The organism is Enterobacter sp. BNK-22 (assembly GCF_048684805.1).
GTDB classification, from domain to species: domain Bacteria; phylum Pseudomonadota; class Gammaproteobacteria; order Enterobacterales; family Enterobacteriaceae; genus Enterobacter; species Enterobacter quasiroggenkampii.
On sequence record NZ_JBLQTT010000001.1, the window covers coordinates 1,765,755 to 1,785,976 of the forward strand.

Consider the following 20,222-nt stretch of genomic DNA (forward strand, 5'->3'; position numbering starts at 1 on the left):
ATGTAAAACGATCGAGGATAATAAAGACATTGCGTATCAGTGATATGCCCCAATACTGTTGGTATATCCATAAGAGACTCTGACATAGCCATGCCTGAACACTATCGTTATTCCTTGCCTGTCAAAGCGGGCGACCAGCGCCAGCTGGGTGAACTCACGGGCGCAGCGTGCGCCACGCTGGTAGCGGAAATCGCCGAGCGTCATCCTGGCCCGGTGATCCTGGTTGCCCCGGATATGCAAAACGCCCTGCGCCTGCACGATGAAATTCGCCAGTTCACCGATAATCTGGTGTTCAGCCTGGCCGACTGGGAAACGCTGCCCTATGACAGCTTCTCTCCGCACCAGGAGATCATCTCCTCGCGCCTGTCGACGCTGTATCAACTCCCGACCATGCAGCGCGGCGTGCTGATTGTGCCGGTGAATACCCTGATGCAGCGCGTCTGTCCGCACAGCTACCTGCACGGCCACGCGCTGGTGATGAAAAAAGGCCAGCGTCTGTCCCGTGATGCCCTGCGCGCGCAGCTTGACGGTGCCGGCTATCGCCACGTCGACCAGGTGATGGAGCACGGGGAATACGCGACCCGCGGCGCGCTGCTCGACCTTTACCCGATGGGCAGCGACCAGCCGTATCGTCTGGACTTTTTCGATGATGAAATCGACAGCCTGCGCGTCTTCGACGCCGACACGCAGCGCACGCTGGAGGAAGTGGAGTCCATCAATTTACTGCCCGCACATGAGTTCCCGACGGACAAAACCGCTATCGAACTGTTCCGCAGCCAGTGGCGCGATAGGTTCGAGGTGAAGCGCGACGCGGAACATATTTATCAGCAGGTCAGCAAAGGCACGCTGCCTGCCGGGATCGAATACTGGCAGCCGCTGTTCTTCAGCGAGCCGCTCCCTGCCCTGTTCAGCTACTTCCCGGCGAATACCCTGATTGTTAACACCGGGGATATCGACGCCAGCGCCAGCCGCTTTGAAAGCGAAACCCGCGCTCGCTTCGAAAACCGGGGCGTTGACCCGATGCGTCCGCTGCTGCCGCCGGAAGCGCTGTGGCTGCGTACCGACGAGCTCAACGCCGAGCTGAAGCGCTGGCCGCGCATGCAGCTGAAAACCGATTCGCTTGCCGATAAGGCCGCCAACACCAACCTCGCCTTCCGGACGCTGCCGGACCTGGCCGTCCAGGCGCAGCAGAAATCCCCGCTGGATAATCTGCGCAAGTTCCTGGAGTCGTTTACCGGCCCGGTGGTGTTCTCCGTTGAGAGTGAAGGCCGCCGTGAAGCGTTAGGTGAGCTGCTGGGACGCATTAAGGTGGCGCCGAAGCGCATCCTGCGCCTGAGCGAAGCGACCGGAAACGGTCGTTACCTGATGATTGGCGCCGCCGAGCATGGGTTCATCGACACGCTCAACAACCTGGCGCTGATTTGCGAAAGCGACCTGCTGGGTGAGCGCGTCGCGCGCCGTCGGCAGGACAGCCGTCGAACCATCAACCCGGACACGCTGATCCGTAACCTGGCCGAGCTGCATCCGGGCCAGCCGATTGTTCACCTGGAGCATGGCGTTGGACGCTATCAGGGGATGACCACGCTGGAGGCGGGCGGCATTAAAGGTGAATACCTGATGCTGACCTACGCTAACGACGCCAAACTGTATGTTCCGGTGTCGTCCCTGCATCTGATCAGCCGCTACGCGGGCGGGGCCGAAGAGAACGCGCCGCTGCACAAGCTGGGCGGCGATGCCTGGGCGCGCGCGCGCCAGAAGGCCGCGGAAAAAGTGCGCGACGTGGCCGCCGAGCTGCTGGATATCTACGCCCAGCGCGCGGCCAAAGAGGGCTTCGCCTTTAAGCATGATAAGGAACAGTATCAGCTGTTCTGCGACAGCTTCCCGTTTGAAACCACGCCGGATCAGGCTCAGGCCATCAACGCCGTGCTGAGCGACATGTGCCAGCCGCTGGCAATGGACCGTTTAGTGTGCGGCGACGTCGGCTTCGGTAAAACCGAAGTGGCGATGCGAGCCGCTTTCCTTGCGGTGGAAAACAACAAGCAGGTGGCGGTGCTGGTGCCGACCACCCTGCTCGCTCAGCAGCACTTCGACAACTTCCGCGACCGCTTCGCCAACTGGCCGGTACGCATCGAGATGCTGTCGCGTTTTCGGAGCACCAAAGAGCAGACGCAGATCCTGGAGCAGGCAAGCGAAGGCAAGATCGATATTCTGATCGGCACCCATAAGCTGCTGCAAAGCGACGTGAAGTGGAAAGATTTGGGGCTGCTGATCGTCGACGAAGAGCACCGCTTCGGGGTGCGCCATAAAGAGCGCATCAAAGCGATGCGTGCCGACGTCGACATCCTGACCCTGACCGCAACGCCGATCCCGAGAACCCTGAACATGGCGATGAGCGGCATGCGCGATCTGTCGATTATTGCCACGCCACCGGCGCGCCGTCTGGCGGTGAAAACCTTCGTCCGCGAGTACGATAATCTGGTGGTGCGTGAGGCCATTCTGCGTGAAGTGCTGCGCGGGGGTCAGGTCTATTACCTGTACAACGACGTGGAAAACATCCAGAAAGCGGCCGACAGGCTGGCGGAGCTGGTGCCGGAGGCGCGCATTGCTATCGGTCACGGGCAGATGCGCGAGCGCGAGCTGGAACGGGTGATGAACGACTTCCACCACCAGCGCTTTAACGTGCTGGTGTGCACCACCATCATCGAAACCGGGATCGACATTCCGACGGCGAACACCATCATCATTGAACGTGCGGATCACTTTGGCCTGGCGCAGCTTCACCAGTTGCGCGGCCGCGTCGGGCGTTCGCACCATCAGGCCTACGCCTGGCTGCTGACGCCGCATCCAAAAGCGATGACCACCGACGCGCAAAAGCGCCTGGAAGCCATCGCCTCTCTGGAAGACCTCGGTGCAGGCTTCGCACTGGCCACGCACGATCTCGAGATCCGCGGTGCCGGTGAACTGCTGGGTGAGGACCAGAGCGGCTCGATGGAGACCATCGGCTTCTCGCTCTATATGGAACTGCTGGAAAACGCGGTTGATGCCCTGAAGGCCGGGCGCGAGCCGTCGCTGGAAGATCTCACCAGCCAGCAGACCGAGGTCGAGTTGCGCATGCCTTCCCTGCTGCCGGACGATTTCATTCCGGACGTGAATACCCGACTGTCGTTCTACAAGCGCATCGCCAGTGCGAAGACGGAAAACGAGCTGGAAGAGATTAAGGTTGAGCTGATCGACCGCTTTGGTCTGCTGCCCGATGCGGCGCGAAATCTGCTGGATATCGCTCGCCTGCGCCAGCAGGCGCAGAAACTAGGCATTCGCAAGCTTGAAGGCAACGAAAAAGGCGGCGTGATTGAGTTCGCGGAGAAGAACCACGTCAACCCGATGTGGCTCATCGGTCTGCTGCAAAAACAGCCGCAGCATTTCCGTCTGGATGGCCCAACGCGTCTGAAATTCACCCAGGAACTGACGGAGCGCAAAACCCGCATGGACTGGGTGCGTAACTTTATGCGCCAGCTGGAAGAGAACGCGATCGCCTGACCTCCATTCCCCTCTTAACTAAGGAATTTCATGTAGTTTATTAACCGGAAGCGATGAAAGTTGCTTCCGGAAAATGAATAGCTTACAGCGACACCCTGGTCCGGCTGTAAATCGCTGAGGCGTTTCCTGACCGCGTAGCGGCGATTTACCGCCGGGAGCCCGGGTCGCCAGGGTGGTGGCGACTGAGCCACCCTGGCACGTTCACAGGTCATGTCGTTACAGAGTACTAAGGGACATAAAGTGAACGGAATGACCACCAGAGTCGTATGTTCCCCCTCACCCCAGCCCTCTCCCTCAAGGGAGAGGGGGTCGTCCGTGCAGGCATTATTTTATGGGGATCCCTTCCCCTGTTAGCCCAGCGCTACGGGGGGACAATTTACAAACTCTTTGCACTTCACCCGATCTTCCCGACACACCCATTCGCCATAATTATCATTAACGCCTTATAAAACAATAACCTTATCATTTGCATGGATTATGGTGATGATGACCTCTTCGCGTTTTACTCGCTGGTTAACCCTGTTTGCGCTGGCAGCCACCGTTGCGGTGGCGCTTCCCGCTCGCGCAAATACCTGGCCCCTTCCTCCGCCCGGCAGCAAGGTGGTGGGGGAAAACCGCTTTCATGTGGTTGAAAATAATGGCGGTTCGCTGGAAGCCATTGCCAAAAAATATAACGTCGGTTTTCTGGCTCTGCTGCAGGCGAACCCCGGCGTCGACCCGTACGTTCCGCGAGCGGGCAGCGTGTTGACTATCCCGTTACAGACGATCCTGCCGGACGCCCCGCGCGAGGGGATTGTGATAAACCTGGCGGAGCTACGTCTGTACTATTACCCGCCGGGTAAAAATGAGGTGACCGTCTACCCGATTGGTATTGGTCAGCTGGGCGGCGACACCCTGACGCCGACGATGGTCACCACCGTCTCGGATAAACGTGCGAATCCAACCTGGACCCCGACGGCCAATATTCGTGCCCGTTATAAAGCTCAGGGCATCGATCTTCCGGCCGTGGTGCCGGCAGGCCCGGATAACCCGATGGGTCACCACGCGATCCGCCTGGCGGCCTACGGTGGCGTTTACCTGCTGCACGGAACGAACGCGGACTTTGGCATCGGCATGCGCGTCAGCTCCGGCTGTATTCGTCTGCGCGATGACGATATCAAAACGCTGTTTAACGTTGTTACGCCGGGTACCAAAGTGAATATCATCAATACGCCGATTAAGGTTTCTGAGGAGCCGGGCGGCGTGCGGCTGGTCGAAATTCACCAGCCGCTATCGAAAAACATTGGCGATGACCCGCAGACGCTGCCCATTAACCTGAATGCCGCAATGGTAAGCTTTAAAACGAATGCGAATACCAACAGCGTGGTGATGGAGCGTGCAATGGAGGCCCGCTCAGGCATGCCGACCGATGTCACCCGGCATCATGATGTAATCCAGCAATCGATGTAAATCATAAATAAAAAAACGCCCTGCTCAGCAGGGCGTTTTTTATTGCAGTGGCATAAATGAGGGTTTATGCCCGGCTTATTTGTAGATGACGGCGGTGCCGTGCAGGGTGTTAGGACCGGTCACAGAGGTGATGCGGTAAGATTTAGCACCCATCTCTTCCGCTTTTTGTGCCAGCTGATCTTCCAGTGAACCCAGGTTAGTACCGGCAGACGCAGAGATCGTCCCGACGTTATGCTGATCGACCGGGGTGGACTGTACTTGTACAGCCGCAAAGCTTGCGAAAGAAAGTGAACTCAGAACAGCAGCAGCGATGAGGGTTTTTACGTTTTTCATGATGTTTACCTTTAGCAGATGAATTTGGAGGTCGTTATCTATTTAGTTAACGATCGATAGGTAAATCATAAATGTGATCCAGGTCACGCGTCAACATAATTTTATAACGACCATTAACTTAATTTTAAAGTCGTTATTTTTCATATAGATATGATTAATATATTTTTAAGCATTCAGCACTGGTGGTGGGTTGCGTTTATTTTTATAATGGTTATTCACCAAACCAACAGAGGACCAACGGCACATGACAACCGACGTCACGAGTTGTGCGAAGAAAAGCCGTGGCCGACCAAAAGTGTTTGACAGGGATGCAGCGCTTGATAAGGCCATGACTCTCTTCTGGCAACATGGGTATGAAGCAACCTCGCTTTCCGATCTGGTAGAAGCTACCGGAGCCAAAGCGCCGACGCTGTATGCCGAATTTACCAATAAAGAGGGGCTGTTCAGGGCGGTGCTGGACAGATACATTTCGCGTTTTGCAGCGAAACATGAAGCCCAGCTATTTTGTGAAGAGAAAAGCGTCGAACAGGCGCTTCGGGATTACTTCACCGCCGTCGCGACCTGCTTCACCAGTAAAGATACGCCTGCGGGCTGCTTTATGATTAACACTTCTGCCACCCTGGCGGCGTCCTCGAAAGAGATTGCCAATACGGTGAAATCGCGTCATGCGATGCAGGAGGAGACGCTGAGCGCCTTTCTGGCACAGCGCCAGCAGCGCGGTGAAATCCCTGCGCAGTGCAACCCCCAACTGCTGGCACAATACCTAAGCTGTATTTTGCAGGGGATGTCGATCAGCGCCCGTGAAGGGGCAACGCTGGAAAAACTGCAGAATATTAGCGAAACCACGCTGCGACTGTGGCCTGAGCTCCTCAAAATCTAAAGCAAAAAAAAGCTCCTCAGCCTGAGCGCATGAGGAGCTAAATTCAGAGAACATCTTTTTTACACTTTGTTATTCAGAACCAGCTGACCATTTCCATCCAGTGGAATTTGCGTGCCAGGGTCTTTGTCCATGCGGATTTTGCCCTGCTGATCGCCAATTTTGTACGTCACGTCATAGCCCAGCATTTTTTCCGACTTGTCATAGACGGTTTTGCAGCGTTGCTGAGTCGTGGTGTAGGTATCGTTATCCTGCATCGCGCCCTGCACCTGGTTACCGGCATAGCCGCCACCCAGCGCGCCGACCACGGTCGCCACATCTTTACCCCGGCCGCCGCCGAACTGGTGACCAATCACGCCACCCGCTACCGCGCCCAGAACAGAACCGGCGATACGGTTTTCATCCTGCACCGGACGACGATGCGTCACGGAGACGTTACGGCACTCCTGACGAGGCGTTTTTACCGTTTCTTTAATCGGTGTAGCAGAAACCACCTGCGCATACTGCGGGCCGCGATCTAATACGTTGAGACTGGCAACGGCAGCCACACCTAACGCAGCCGCGACGCCAATCCCTATACCCGCCAACATTGATTTATTCACGGGACTTCCTCCTTTGTTGCTATTGGTAACAATTTTGCAATGGAGGCACGGCTTCGCCAATCAGATAAAGGATCAAAAAAGGGACGTTCAGAGGAGATATATTGTATTTAGGAGAACTCTTAAGCACTCAATCTGTGATCTACAGCATGAAATGCTAAAAACTCCCTCCGGAGAGCCCGGAGGGAGTGAAAGATTAGTGCAGCTTCAGACGCGGACGGATCACGCGGTTGATTCTGCCCACCAGCATCATCAGCCCGGTTTTGAAGTAGCCGTGCAGCGCAATCTGGTGCATACGGTAGAGGGAGATATACACGAAGCGGGCAATGCGCCCTTCTACCATCATCGAGCCGCGCATCAGGTTACCCATCAGGCTGCCGACAGTAGAGAAGTTTGACAGAGACACCAGAGAACCATGGTCTTTGTAGACATAGGCCTTCATTGGCTTGCCTTTGTACTGCGCCAGAATGTTGTGCAGGACCAGACTTGCCATCTGGTGTGCGGCCTGCGCACGCGGCGGCACGAATCCACCTTCAGGACGGGCGCAGGAGGCGCAGTCACCGATAGCAAAGATTTCAGGGTCACGCGTGGTTTGCAGCGTTGGCTCCGTGACCAGCTGGTTAATGCGGTTGGTTTCCAGGCCGCCGATATCTTTCATAAAGTCAGGCGCTTTGATACCGGCCGCCCAGACCATCAGATCCGCTTTGATATACTCGCCGTCTTTGGTGTGCAGGCCGCCTTCGTCGGCGCTGGTCACCATGGTCTGCGTCAGCACCCGCACGCCCAGCTTGGTGAGTTCATTGTGCGCCGCACCGGAAATACGCGGAGGCAGCGCAGGCAGAATGCGTTCACCGGCTTCGACCAGCGTGACGTTCAGCGCTTCATTCGTTAACCCTTTGTAACCGTAGCTGTGCAGCTGTTTCACCGCATTGTGCAGCTCCGCAGACAGCTCAACGCCCGTCGCACCGCCGCCGACAATGGCGATATTTACCTTACCGTTCGCACCCATATTGCTGGTGTACTTCAGGAACAGGTTCAGCATTTCCTGATGGAAACGACGCGCCTGGTGCGGGTTATCGAGGAAGATACAGTGCTCTTTCACGCCCGGCGTGTTGAAGTCGTTGGAGGTACTGCCGAGCGCCATGACCAGCGTGTCATACGGCAGCTTGCGCTCAGGAACCAACAGCTCCCCTTTTTCATCACGCAGTTCTGCCAGAGTGATGGTTTTGCTTTCACGGTTGATGTCCACCACCGAGCCCAGCTGGAACTGGAAATGGTGGTTGCGCGCGTGCGCCAGATAGCTGAGCGCGTCCACGCCCTCGTCCAGAGAGCCGGTCGCCACTTCATGCAGCAGCGGTTTCCACAGGTGGCTGTGGTTACGATCCACCAGCGTGATTTTGGCTTTTTTACCGCGACCCAGCTTCTTACCCAACTGTGTCGCCAGCTCCAGCCCGCCAGCACCACCGCCTACAATCACTATCTTTTTCAATGGCGTAGTCAACGTGACCCCCTCAAATTATTAACCAATTGTTAATTAAAAGTTATAAAAATAACCCTTAATTAACAACAGGTTACAGCACTGAAACCATTCAGGTGCATTGAGAATACCACGTCAGGCGCATTGGTCATACCAAAATTGATATGCATCAAGTTTTGATGGCTTAAAAGTAGACAATTCTGGTCAAAAAGAAAGCCCGGCACGCTTTCGCGGCCGGGCTTAGGCGCCTGCAGGCAAGGAATTAACCCAGCGTTTTAAACGCTTTGATACGCTGCAGGTGTGGGGAGATGTTTTTGAACTTATGGGTCTGTTCTTCGTCCCAGACGATCTCATAGTAATGATGCAGAAGTTCTGCAGCCCGGTGGCTGTTGAGCGCCTCATCGTTACGCGACAGGATCACCAGACAGCGGTCACGGTTTTTCTCACGAAAATTGCTGACGCACTTGGTCGCAATATCGACATACTCTTCCGGGCGGTCGATTTTGCCTTCCATGTTTTCGTTCGGGAAAAGGTTGGGATTGAATACCACCTGACGGATGTCACACAGGAAGCCAATCCGCTCTGCCCAGTAGCCGCCCAGCCCCACGCCGCAAATCAACGGCCGATCGTCGACGTTGAGCTGCAACATCTTGTCCACCTCTTTGAGCAGATGCTGCATATCATGCTTCGGATGGCGCGTGCTGTAGCTGATCAACCGTACATCCGGATCGATAAACTGCAGCTGCAGCACCTTCTCATGATTACCAGGACTGTTTGAGTCAAAACCGTGTAAATAGATGATCATCGTCTTCTCACCACGCTACGCCTTCCGGGAGGGTTTACAGGCTGGCTTTATGTGCCTGCCAGCGCTCATTCAGGTCTTCAAGCCGGGCGTTGACCGTCTTCCAGCGCGCCGAATCCATCAGCTCCTGACGGCTAAATGAACCTTTATGATACAATTGTGTAACACGCTCTGCATTGATCGGCGACAGGTTATCCAGCACGCTCACGGCACCTTTACGATTATTGCAGACCAGGATCATATCGCAACCTGCATCCAGCGACGCCTGACCGCGTTCAGCGTAGCTGCCCATAATCGCCGCCCCTTCCATCGACAGATCGTCAGAGAAGATCACGCCATTGAAGCCCAGTTCCTGACGCAGAACGGTTTTCAGCCAGTGCGGAGAGCCGCTGGCAGGGCGCGGGTCAACGTCGCTGTAAATCACGTGCGCAGGCATGATGGCATCCAGCTTGTTGTCAGTGATAAGCGACCTGAACACCGACATATCTTTGGCGCGAATTTCCGCTTCCGGGCGCGGATCGCGCGGGGTCTCTTTGTGTGAGTCCGCCGTCACCGCCCCGTGGCCCGGGAAGTGTTTGCCGGTGGTTTTCATCCCGGCATCGTGCATGCCGTCAATGAACCGGGTCGCCATGGCCAGCGCAATGCGCGGATCGTCATGGTACGAGCGCTCGCCAATGGCGGCGCTGATATGCCCCACGTCCAGAACCGGGGCAAAACTGATGTCGATATCCATGGCAATCATTTCGCTGGCCATCAGCCAGCCGGCCTCCTGCGCCAGTTTCCCGCCCTCTTCCGTGCCGAGCAGCGCGGCAAAAGACTGGGCCGCTGGCAGGCGGGTAAACCCTTCGCGAAAACGCTGCACGCGGCCGCCTTCCTGATCGACGGCGACCACCAGATGATTGCGCGACGCGGCGCGGATCTGACGCACCAGCTCACGCAGCTGCGCCGGATCGTGATAGTTGCGGGTAAACAGGATCAGACCACCCACCAGCGGATGCGCCAGAATTTCACGCTCCTCCGCATCCAGCTCAAACCCTTCTACATCCAACATGACTGGACCCACATCCACCTCTCTTATCCTTTCGTTTGTAACTGACGCCAGGCATCGTCTGCCAGCGCAATAAAGTGTTTGTCTCTGGACTGCTGATAGCGCATTTCAAACCAGCCAGCCATTAACATGACGACCCAGGGCCGCCAGCGTTTGACCTGACGGCTCAGCGCGTCGGCGTTGATATGTGCCGCCTCGGCGTAGTCCCTGATCAGCGCCTGCCGCGCAGCGTCACTCTCCGTCCAGACTGCCGCCAGCTCCAGCGCTACATCGCCATCTCCGGCATATTCCCAGTCGATGAGCCTGATGCCCGCTGACGTATGCACAATATTTCCGGCATGAACATCCATGTGCAGCGGCGAGAGCCGAATCGGCTGCGGCTCGCCCGTTTTACGCAACCGCTTGAGATGCGCCAGCCACACAGGGGTGCGTCTGTCAGGCGCGGCCTGCTGCCAGTAGCGTTCCAGCAGCGGGGATAACGTGATTCGCCATCCCAGACGTGGCTGCCGGTGCAGATGATACAGCATCGCCGCGAGCGCCGGCGTGTCCGGCAGCGCGCTTTTCACGTCACCGTCCAGATAGTCGACGGCCATCCAGCTCTCTCTGAAAAAACGGGGGGCAGGCACTAGATCTGACGGAAGACGCCTCAGGGCGCGAAACTGACGACGGAAATGGGAGGCAGGCGCATAGGGGTCGTGATGTTGCCGCAAGACCAGACGTCGCTCGCCCTGCGCTATAATGCAACTCGCGCCGCCAAGCCCGGAGTGGGCCTGCGGCGCGATAAGGCGGTACTGAGGAAAATAGCGCGTCAGAATCTCTTCACGCGTGCTGTCATTGTTGCGTAACCGCACCTTTACCTGACCAGATAATTTCGCCTGTCTGAACCAGCATCAGCTGCATCTGCAGGGCCGGTGTATTCACGTTACCGGTGGCGTTAGAGTACAGCACATACTGTGCGCCAACGTTACGGGCAATGCCGATCGCCTTGCTGCGTGTACCGAGGCTATCCTGCGGCGACAGGCCCAGCTGCTGTTTGGCTACCGCGAGCTGCTGAGCCGAGACCAGCGTAAACTTACCGTTGTTTGCCAGGGCATTGCGCAGCGTTTCTGTCGCTTCACCCGCGTTCAGCGAACCGTTGGTACGGTTGTTCACGCTATCAACCAGCAACACGCTACCTGCCGTCACGCCCTGTGCCTGCAGCATTTTGCCGACCATGGGCTGCATTGCGCCGTTCCAGTCGTAATGGCGCACGCGCGGCGTGGGCTGCGACGTCTGGTCCGGATGCTCAATCGGGCCTGGCTGTGCCGGTATAGACGGTACGGACGGCACGGTTGGCTGCGGCTGCGTTGGCTGTGTCGGCTGTTCAGTGCCCGGTTTCGCCTCTTCCACAGGCGCTGGCTGTTCAGTTCGGGTCACACACCCCGCCAGGAACAGCGCGAAAGCTGTCACGAGCGCATAGCGGCTCAAGTTTTTAATCAAGGTTCACCCCTTAGAGATAAAGATAAAGTCTCACCTTATGCGCACCCAGATAGTTGGCGCTGCCATAGAGCGTTACCGACGATCTGGCCGGAATGGTGACGCTGCGCGGCGCCTCCAGCGGATGCATTTCGAGACCTCTTACGTCATACCAGAAAAAACGGTAGTGGACCGTCACGGGTTCGTGTCTTTCATTAAAAAGCGTAGAGGAGGCAGATGAATTAATTTCACTGATGGTCAGCGCGGGTTGTTGCGCCGTAATGCCCGCGGCAAGCACGGAGGATTCCATCACCAGCGTCTGTTCATCATTCACGGGGATCGCCGGGCGCGAGCTGCACCCCACAATCATCATCGTCATTACCAGCGCTGCAATACGCCCTTTACGCATGTCAAAGACCTTTATGTGCCAGCATCGGCCCCAGAGGACGTCCACCCAGCAGATGCATGTGAATATGATAGACTTCCTGGCCGCCATGACGGTTGCAGTTCATGATCAGACGGTAACCGTCTTCTGCAATCCCTTCCTGTTCGGCGATTTTCGCGGCCACCGTCAGCATACGACCTAATGCCACTTCATGCTCGGTTTTTACGTCGTTTACGGTCGGAATCAGAATATTGGGAATGATAAGGACGTGCGTCGGAGCCTGAGGTGAAATGTCCCGAAAAGCCGTTACCAGTTCATCCTGATAGACGATATCCGACGGAATTTCGCGACGGATAATTTTACTGAAAATCGTTTCTTCAGCCATGACCTATTCCTTTTTTGATTAATCAGGCGCGATGCGTCCGCTGTTAACACACGCTCTGGATGAGGGTGTGACACAATTCAAGAGTATGAGCGAGTTTCTCCTGTCCTTTCAACCTCCTCCCTCGATTTCTTTCCCGAATGTTCATCAGCTGAGTGAAGAGTGACCGCTCGCGGGCCTTAATGGGCTGAAACATTATTTCAGTTCCGGTCGACACATCTGTTTACAGCATTAATAGCAATGCGTATATTTCGCATTTGCATTTTCATGCGCATTTTTAACATAGAAAACGACGCCAGCCCGCGTCCGCGGGACTGACGCATACCCTCTTCATCGTTCATAAGGGTTTAATCATGTCTTTCATTCATCACACCAGGGATGGGCAACGTCAGCCTGTCGCAACGCCTTCGTTGCTGGCAGTCTGCATTGCTATGGCACTGACGCCAGCCACCGCTTTCGCTGCATCAACAGCCGAAGATACCGTTGTTGTTGACGGCGGTTTTGACCAAACGCAGGATTCTTCCGCAAGTCAGGAGCGGGATTACAGCGTCAAAACCACCACCACCGGCACGAAGCTGTTGCTGGTTCCCCGCGATATCCCGCAGTCCGTCAGCGTGATTAGCCAGCAGCGCATGGCCGATCAGAACCTGCAGTCCATTGGCCAGGTGTTAACCAACACCACGGGCGTAACGGCGCAGGTGCAGGACAGCGACCGTACCGTGTTTTACTCGCGCGGATTTTTCGTCAGTAATTACGCCTATGACGACCTGCCAACCTCCATCAGCGAAGTGTGGAACTTTGGCGATACTGCCGCCGATACGGCGATTTATGACCGCATCGAAGTGGTCCGCGGTGCAACCGGCCTGATGTCCGGTACGGGCAACCCGGCAGCGTACGTCAACATGGTGCGTAAGCATGCGGACAGCAATGAATTCAAAGGCAATGTTTCGGCGAGCTACGGCAGCTGGGATAAACAGCGCTACGTGCTGGATCTGCAGGCGCCGCTGGTGGAGTCAGGTAAGCTACGGGGCCGGATGATCGCAGGTTATCAGGACAACGACAGCTTCGTGGATAACTATCACTACCGAAAGAAATTCCTCTATGGCGTGATGGATGCGGACGTCACCGACAGCACCACCCTCTCGGTGGGATACGAATATCAGGAAAGCCATACCGCCGACCCAACCTGGGGCGGACTCCCGACCTGGTACAGTGACGGGAGTAAAACCCATTACGATCGCAGCCAGACCGTCGCGCCTGACTGGGCCTGGTCTGATAAAGACAGCACCCGCATCTTCGCTAATCTGACGCAGCGTTTCGATAATGGCTGGGAAGCACACATTAACGGCATGCATGCTGAAACCAACTTCGACTCTAAGCTGATGTATATGTCCGGCTATCCGGATAAAGAGACCGGTGCAGGCATGGTTGGCTACGGCGGCTGGAACCGTGGCGAACGGAAACAGGATGCCGTGGACGCTTTCCTGCGCGGCGATTTCGATCTCTTCGGCCGTCAGCACGAAATGATGTTCGGCGGCAGCTTCAGTCGTCAGCGTAACCATTACGACAACTCAATGCCTGACGCGGTTTACGGCATGGTTGATGTGGGTAACTTTAAGAACTGGAACGGTAACATTGCCGACCCGCAGTGGACGCCGTGGAAACTCTACAGCCAGGACGACATTCGCCAGTCCTCAGGGTATACCTCCGCCCGCTTCTCGCTGACCGATCCGCTGCATCTGATCCTCGGCGCGCGTTATACCCACTATAACATTCGCTATAACCCTGCGGGCTCCCCGGACACCCGTCTGGAAAGTACCAAAGATGACGTAACGCCCTACGCGGGCCTGGTCTACGACATCAATGAAGACTGGTCGACCTACGTCAGCTATACCTCTATCTTCCAGCCCCAGGACAAGCGGGACGCCAGCGGACGCTATCTCGACCCTACTACGGGCAAAAGCTACGAAGCCGGTGTGAAAGCAGACTGGTTCAATACCCGTCTTACCACCTCGCTGGCAATATTCCGCATTGAGCAGGATAACGTAGCAAGCAATACGTATACCTATATGCCGAGCGGTGAGTCGATTTACCAATCGCTGGACGGCGTAGTGAGCAAAGGGATTGAGTTCGAGCTGAACGGTGCGTTGACCGATAACTGGCAGCTGACCTTCGGCGCGACCCGCTACATTGCGGAAGATAAGAATGGCAACGCCGTCAGCTCCGATCAGCCGCGTACAACCATGAAGCTGTTCACCCGTTATCAACTGCCAATGCTGCCGGAACTGACCGTGGGCGGTGGCGTGAACTGGCAAAACAAGGTGTGGACGGATGTGGATGGCGCGCCGGCTGGCCGTACCCGCGCGGAGCAAGGCAGCTACGGGCTGGTTAACCTGTTCAGCCGTTATCAGATCACCAAAGATTTTGCTGTTCAGGCGAACGTCAACAACCTGTTCGACAAAGAGTATTACGATTACGTCGGCTCTTATGTGGTTTATGGCGCGCCGCTGAACGTCTCGGTGAGCGCGAGCTACGACTTCTGAGTGTTAAGCCGGGTGGCGGCTACGCCTTACCCGGCCTACATTTGCATTTCGTAGGCCCGGTAAGTGCAGCGCCGCCGGGCATGACAAACAGCACAAATAAAAAAGGCAGCCATTCGGCTGCCTTAGTCTCCCCAGGGTCACAACTTAGTTGTTGCGGATGTACTCATCCATTTCGGTTTTCAGGTTATCGGATTTAGTACCGAAGATTGCCTGTACACCCGAACCTGCAACAACTACGCCAGCTGCACCCAGTTTTTTCAGACCCGGCTGGTCTACTTTCGCGACGTCAGCAACGCTCACACGCAGACGAGTGATACACGCGTCCAGGTTAGTGATGTTCTCTTTACCACCGAACGCAGCAACCAGTGCAGGAGCCATTTCGCTGGTCGCGCCCGCTTTGCTGTCTTCTGTCGCATCTTCACGGCCTGGGGTTTTCAGGTCCAGTGCTTTAATCAGCACGCGGAAGATGGTGTAGTAAACAACGGCATAGCACGCACCGACGATTGGGAACAGCCACAGTTTGCTGCTGTTACCGGACAGAACGATGAAGTCGATCAGGCCGTGAGAGAAGGACGTACCGTCACGCATACCCAGCAGAATACAGATTGGGAACGCCAGGCCCGCCAGGATCGCATGGATAACGTACAGGATCGGCGCAACGAACATGAAGGAGAACTCGATCGGCTCGGTGATACCGGTCAGGAACGAGGTCAGCGCTGCGGAGATCATGATACCGCCCACTTTTGCACGGTTCTCTGGCTTCGCAGAGTGCCAGATAGCAATCGCCGCTGCTGGCAGACCGTACATTTTGAACAGGAAGCCACCAGACAGTTTACCTGCAGTTGGGTCGCCCGCCATGTAACGTGGGATATCGCCGTGGAATACCTGACCTGCTGCGTTGGTAAATTCACCAATCTGCATCTGGAATGGAACGTTCCAGATGTGGTGCAGACCAAATGGCACCAGGCAACGCTCGATGAAGCCGTAGATACCAAACGCCACAACCGGGTTCTGGTAAGCAGCCCACTGAGAGAAGGTCTGGATAGCGGAACCGATTGGTGGCCAGATGAAGGACAGGATCACGCCAGTGAAAATCGCTGCCAGACCAGAGATGATCGGAACGAAACGCTTGCCCGCGAAGAAGCCCAGGTACTCAGGCAGCTTGATGCGATAGAAGCGGTTGAACATATACGCTGCAATCGCACCGGAGATGATACCGCCGAGAACACCGGTGTCTGCCAGGTGTTTCGCAGCGATCTCTTCTGCCGGTAAATGCAGAACCAGCGGCGCAACCACAGCCATGGTTTTCACCATGATGCCGTAAGCAACCACTGCAGCCAGCGCAGATACGCCGTCGTTATTGGTGAAGCCCAGAGCCACACCGATCGCGAAGATCAGTGGCATGTTAGCAAAGACAGAACCGCCTGCTTCGGCCATCACATGGGACACTACGGCTGGCAGCCAGCTGAAGTTAGCAGAACCGACACCCAGCAGGATACCTGCGATAGGCAGTACGGATACTGGCAGCATCAGCGATTTACCGACCTTTTGCAGGTTAGCAAATGCATTCTTAAACATAATTGAGAGTGCTCCTGAGTATTTGTGCTTTTTTTACGCTTTCACGCATTGGCCCGGGGGGAGTACCGTGCCGTGGACAGGACATCTAAGCGCCCTTTATTTATTACACAGAGTAAAATAATTCCCTCTGAGTTTGTTTGACGGCTATCACGTTTCAGCTTAAGACGGTCGAAAAACTTTCAGTTATTTACAAAAAGCATGTCCGGATGTGTCTAAAAACAGCATCACCGCCCCAAATGAGGCGGTGAACTTTACTCGGTTTATTTATTAATTACGAGCCTAAAAAAAACAGGTGTATCAGACAGATTGCAGGCGGGCAGGGTCAATATGGAAGAGCGTGGAGAAGTTTTCTGTCGTCACGCGGGCCAGCTCTTCGATGCTGACGCCCTTCAGGACGGCCATGTACTCAGCCACATCTCGCGTCATCGCGGGCTGGTTCTCTTTACCGCGATGCGGAACCGGTGCCAGATAGGGAGAATCTGTCTCTACCAGAATGCGATCGAGCGGAACATAACGTGCAGCATCACGCAGCTGCTCAGCGTTACGGAACGTCACAATCCCGGAAAACGAGATATAAAACCCCAAATCAAGCAGTTTACCCGCCGTTTCTCTGTCTTCTGTGAAACAGTGTAGTACGCCACCGCAATCCGTCACGTTTTCTTCCCGGAGGATCGCCAGGGTATCCGCACGCGCATCACGGGTGTGGACGATAACCGGCTTGTTCAGTTCGCGGCCAATGCGAATATGGTTGCGGAAGGACGCCTGCTGGCGCGGTTTGGTTTCCGGCGTGTAGAAATAGTCCAGCCCGGTCTCGCCCATTGCCACCACGCCCTCTTCCGCCGCCAGACGACGCAAATCGTCAACGTCATATTCTTCATCCTGGTTCAGGGGGTGTACGCCGCAGGAAAACACCACGTTATCGCGAACGCCCACCAGCTCGCGCATCGTGCGATAGCCCGGCAGCGTCGTCGCTACCGCAAGGCAGAATTTCACATCGCGGGCGGCGGCTTTTTCCAGCACATCATCCACGTTTTTATGCAGGGATTGATAATCCAGGCCATCAAGATGGCAGTGTGAGTCGACTAAAAACATAATGTCTCTCTCAGAGATGGGAAACCGGCGGTGTGGTGCCGGGTTGCAGGTAGTGTTCAATACGCAGTAACTGGTCGGTCAGTAAAAGCTCGCGATTAAGACCCGTCACGGTTAAAAGCTGTTCTCGGCTCTGGCAAATTTCATGAAGCATCGCATGAAGAATCGTCCCTGAGAGGCGGTTCGCCAGCGTATTCACCAGTGTCCACGCGTCCGGGTTGGTCAGCAGCGTTGCCCCTTGCTGAAGTTTGAGGGCATCCAGCAGTAACGAGGCCAGCCAGTGCAGGCGCTCAACGGCCTGATCGCTGTTAAGCGCAGGCAATACGCTTAGCCAGTCGTGGTTATTCAGTGCCGTTTCGACGGCCCGGCAAAGCGTTTCTCGCTGTGACCAGACGTCAGGCTGCAGCAATGCCAGCGCCGCTGCGGGCGCGCCGCTGCTCAGGCGCAAGGCGGACAGCGCACTCTCAGGTGACGTTGTCACCTCTCGCTCCAGCCAGCTCAGCGCCCACGATTCCTGAGGCACAGCAAGGTGATGAAGACGACAGCGGCTGCGCAGCGTCGCCAGCAAGCGTCCCGGGTCTCGGCACGAGAGGAAAAACCACGTTTTTACCGGCGGCTCTTCCAGGGTTTTCAGCAGGGCGTTAGCTGCCGCCTCGGTCAGCTGCGTGGCGTCTTTAAGCCAGACCACTTTAGCGCCGCCCAGCCGCGCGTGTTCGTACAATTTTTCACTGACTTCCCGCACGACATCGATACCGAGCGCGCTTTTCCCCTTCTCCGGCTCAAGCGTGTAGTAGTCAGGATGTGTGCCCGCCTGCATCAGCTGACAGCCACGGCATTTGCCGCAGCTTTTATGCCCTTCCGGCTGCTGGCACATCAGAAAACGGGTGATGGCATAAATCAATGCATCATCGCCCATTCCCGGCAATGCCTGAATCAGTAACGCATGATGCCCCCGCCCCGCCTGATAGCTGCCGATCAGTTGTTCAAAGTGCGGGCGCAACCATGGATACCATTTCATGCCTGCTGCTCCTGCACCCACTGCGTCACGGTTTGCTGAATGTCACGCGTCACCTCATCCAGGGATTGCGTTGCATCGATGGTACGAATGGAGCTGTCCTGTGCGGCCAGCTCAAGATAGCGCGCACGGGTGCGGTTAAAGAAATCAAACGACTCTTGTTCAATGCGGTCGAGCTCGCCGCGCGCGCGGGCGCGTTTAAGACCCACTTCCGGGGTCACATCCAGATAGAGCGTCAGGTCGGGGCGAAAATCCCCCAGTACGGCATTGCGCAGCGTTGCCAGCATGGTCTGGTCAATACCGCGTCCACCGCCCTGATAAGCCTGAGTCGACAGATCGTGACGATCGCCGATTACCCACTTGCCATCGGCCAGGGCGGGTTTGATCACCGTCTCAACCAGCTGTACGCGCGCCGCGTAGAACATTAACACTTCGGCTTTGTCAGTGATAACTTCGTCGCCAACGGATTTAATGTCCAGCACCAGGCCGCGCAGTTTCTCCGCAAGTTGCGTACCGCCCGGCTCGCGGGTGAAGACCATGTCGGCGACGCCAAGCGATTTCAGCGTATCCACCACCACGTTGCGGGCGGTGGTTTTACCCGCCCCTTCGAGTCCCTCAATCACAATGTATTTACTGCGCATTTTTTTCCTTAAGTGCCTTCAGATAGTCCTGAACAGAGCGATTGTGGCTGGCAAGGTTGGTGTTAAAGGTGTGTCCCCCTTTTCCATCAGCCACAAAATAGAGATACGGTGTTTTCGCCGGATGCGCGGCGGCTTTCAGCGACGCTTCGCTCGGCGTGGCAATCGGACCAGGCGGTAAACCGCTAATCACGTAGGTATTATACGCCGTTGGCGTCTCCAGATCTTTTCTGGAGATCTTGCCCGTGTAGCTCTCGCCCATGCCGTAGATGACGGTAGGGTCGGTTTGCAGGCGCATGCCAATGCGCAGACGGTTGATAAATACTGACGCCACCCGATCGCGCTCGGCGGCAACGGCGGTCTCTTTCTCGATAATCGAGGCCATGGTGACAAACTGGTTTTGATCTTTATAGGGTAACCCCTCCATTCGCCCTTCCCAGGCCGCATCCACGGCGGCGACCATTTTTTTGTGCGCCCGCTTCAGGATCGCCACATCGGTCGTACCGGCGGTGTACATCCAGGTATCTGGCCAGAACCAGCCTTCCACCCATTCAGGATGCTCAAACTTGAGCACGTCGGCCACCGTCTGGTAGCTGTCATCCTTCAGGGTATGTTTGATATACGGCGCATCGCGCAACTGTTTGAGGTAATCACTCAGGCGCATCCCTTCCACAAATCGCAGAGGGAACTGGGCTTCTTTGCCGCTTTCCAGCAGCTGCAGCATCTCTCTGACGGTCATTCCCGGCGTAAAGCGATAGGTACCGGCTTTGAAATGTGACAGTTCAGGCTCCACGCGCAATAACCACTGGAATACCCGTGGACGATTGATAATTTTATCACCGTAGAGCTGTTCCCCAAGCGCCTGGCGGCCGGTTCCCGCTTTCAGGGTAAAGATCGTTTCGTCTTTAACCAGGATCTTGCTGTCCGCCAGCTGGCGAACTTTCCATACGCCTGCTCCGCCAGCAACGCCCAGCGCAACAATGAGGAGAAGGACAAAGCGCAACATTTTTTTCAT

18 protein-coding genes are annotated in these 20,222 nt (G+C 56.1%); 4 read left to right on the plus strand and 14 right to left on the minus strand.

Translation table 11 applies throughout. The features are described from left to right. The first annotated feature begins 90 nt into the window (after positions 1-90). Positions 91-3,537: a transcription-repair coupling factor gene (gene mfd, locus ACMGGE_RS08330; protein WP_048027458.1), complete on the plus strand. Its 3,447-nt coding sequence runs from the start codon at positions 91-93 to the stop codon at positions 3,535-3,537. 483 nt (positions 3,538-4,020) lie between these two features. After that, on the plus strand, positions 4,021-4,986 hold the full coding sequence (ldtC, locus tag ACMGGE_RS08335; protein ID WP_111966908.1) for a L,D-transpeptidase LdtC: 966 nt from the start codon (positions 4,021-4,023) through the stop codon (positions 4,984-4,986). 75 nt (positions 4,987-5,061) lie between these two features. Here ldtC and bhsA read toward each other — a convergent pair whose 3' ends face one another. Then, the gene (gene bhsA / locus ACMGGE_RS08340; protein WP_420293651.1) at positions 5,062-5,319 is read right to left on the minus strand and encodes a multiple stress resistance protein BhsA; all 258 of its coding nucleotides are present in this window, start codon (positions 5,317-5,319) and stop codon (positions 5,062-5,064) included. 244 nt (positions 5,320-5,563) lie between these two features. On the opposite strand from bhsA, the gene comR reads away from it, so the two are divergent. Beyond that, a complete protein-coding gene (gene comR, locus ACMGGE_RS08345; RefSeq protein ID WP_028015740.1) occupies positions 5,564-6,199 on the plus strand; it encodes a TetR family copper-responsive transcriptional repressor ComR in 636 nt (211 codons plus the stop codon). A gap of 59 nt (positions 6,200-6,258) precedes the next feature. Here the strand turns inward: comR and ACMGGE_RS08350 are convergent, their stop codons facing one another. The 8 genes from ACMGGE_RS08350 to hinT all read right to left on the minus strand — a co-directional run bounded on the left by ACMGGE_RS08350 (position 6,259) and on the right by hinT (position 12,347). After that, positions 6,259-6,798, minus strand: coding sequence for a glycine zipper 2TM domain-containing protein (locus tag ACMGGE_RS08350; protein WP_008500779.1), 540 nt, complete (start codon positions 6,796-6,798; stop codon positions 6,259-6,261). 193 nt (positions 6,799-6,991) lie between these two features. After that, positions 6,992-8,296, minus strand: coding sequence for an NAD(P)/FAD-dependent oxidoreductase (locus tag ACMGGE_RS08355; protein WP_008500780.1), 1,305 nt, complete (start codon positions 8,294-8,296; stop codon positions 6,992-6,994). Between the two features lie 238 nt (positions 8,297-8,534). Then, positions 8,535-9,077: an alpha/beta hydrolase YcfP gene (ycfP, locus tag ACMGGE_RS08360; RefSeq protein WP_008500781.1), complete on the minus strand. Its 543-nt coding sequence runs from the start codon at positions 9,075-9,077 to the stop codon at positions 8,535-8,537. Positions 9,078-9,111: 34 nt separating this feature from the next. Next, on the minus strand, positions 9,112-10,137 hold the full coding sequence (gene nagZ, locus ACMGGE_RS08365; RefSeq protein WP_032655375.1) for a beta-N-acetylhexosaminidase: 1,026 nt from the start codon (positions 10,135-10,137) through the stop codon (positions 9,112-9,114). Between the two features lie 11 nt (positions 10,138-10,148). Beyond that, on the minus strand, positions 10,149-10,973 hold the full coding sequence (thiK, locus tag ACMGGE_RS08370; RefSeq protein WP_196346137.1) for a thiamine kinase: 825 nt from the start codon (positions 10,971-10,973) through the stop codon (positions 10,149-10,151). Then, entirely contained in the window at positions 10,954-11,601 is a 648-nt protein-coding gene (gene lpoB / locus ACMGGE_RS08375; protein WP_045326975.1) for a penicillin-binding protein activator LpoB, read from the minus strand. The genes thiK and lpoB overlap by 20 nt, the downstream gene beginning before the upstream one ends. Before the next feature lie 10 nt (positions 11,602-11,611). Further along, a complete protein-coding gene (locus ACMGGE_RS08380; RefSeq protein WP_045910208.1) occupies positions 11,612-11,986 on the minus strand; it encodes a YcfL family protein in 375 nt (124 codons plus the stop codon). Position 11,987: 1 nt separating this feature from the next. Next, positions 11,988-12,347 carry a purine nucleoside phosphoramidase gene (hinT, locus tag ACMGGE_RS08385; protein ID WP_008500786.1) on the minus strand — a complete coding sequence of 120 codons (360 nt, stop codon included), beginning with the start codon at positions 12,345-12,347 and terminating at the stop codon, positions 11,988-11,990. A 350-nt stretch (positions 12,348-12,697) separates the two neighbouring features. On the opposite strand from hinT, the gene fhuE reads away from it, so the two are divergent. Beyond that, the gene (gene fhuE / locus ACMGGE_RS08390) at positions 12,698-14,887 is read left to right on the plus strand and encodes a ferric-rhodotorulic acid/ferric-coprogen receptor FhuE (protein ID WP_420293652.1); all 2,190 of its coding nucleotides are present in this window, start codon (positions 12,698-12,700) and stop codon (positions 14,885-14,887) included. 144 nt (positions 14,888-15,031) lie between these two features. On the opposite strand, the gene ptsG is transcribed toward fhuE, so the two are convergent. The 5 genes from ptsG to yceG all read right to left on the minus strand — a co-directional run bounded on the left by ptsG (position 15,032) and on the right by yceG (position 20,222). Further along, positions 15,032-16,465 (minus strand): PTS glucose transporter subunit IIBC, encoded by a 1,434-nt coding sequence (gene ptsG, locus ACMGGE_RS08395; RefSeq protein WP_008500788.1) that lies wholly within the window; start codon positions 16,463-16,465, stop codon positions 15,032-15,034. A gap of 297 nt (positions 16,466-16,762) precedes the next feature. After that, positions 16,763-17,557, minus strand: coding sequence for a metal-dependent hydrolase (locus ACMGGE_RS08400; RefSeq protein WP_045910206.1), 795 nt, complete (start codon positions 17,555-17,557; stop codon positions 16,763-16,765). A 10-nt stretch (positions 17,558-17,567) separates the two neighbouring features. Then, the gene (holB, locus tag ACMGGE_RS08405; RefSeq protein ID WP_420293653.1) at positions 17,568-18,572 is read right to left on the minus strand and encodes a DNA polymerase III subunit delta'; all 1,005 of its coding nucleotides are present in this window, start codon (positions 18,570-18,572) and stop codon (positions 17,568-17,570) included. Then, positions 18,569-19,210: a dTMP kinase gene (tmk, locus tag ACMGGE_RS08410; protein ID WP_048027446.1), complete on the minus strand. Its 642-nt coding sequence runs from the start codon at positions 19,208-19,210 to the stop codon at positions 18,569-18,571. The genes holB and tmk overlap by 4 nt, the downstream gene beginning before the upstream one ends. After that, entirely contained in the window at positions 19,200-20,222 is a 1,023-nt protein-coding gene (gene yceG / locus ACMGGE_RS08415) for a cell division protein YceG (protein ID WP_104948866.1), read from the minus strand. Before yceG ends, tmk begins: the two co-directional genes overlap by 11 nt.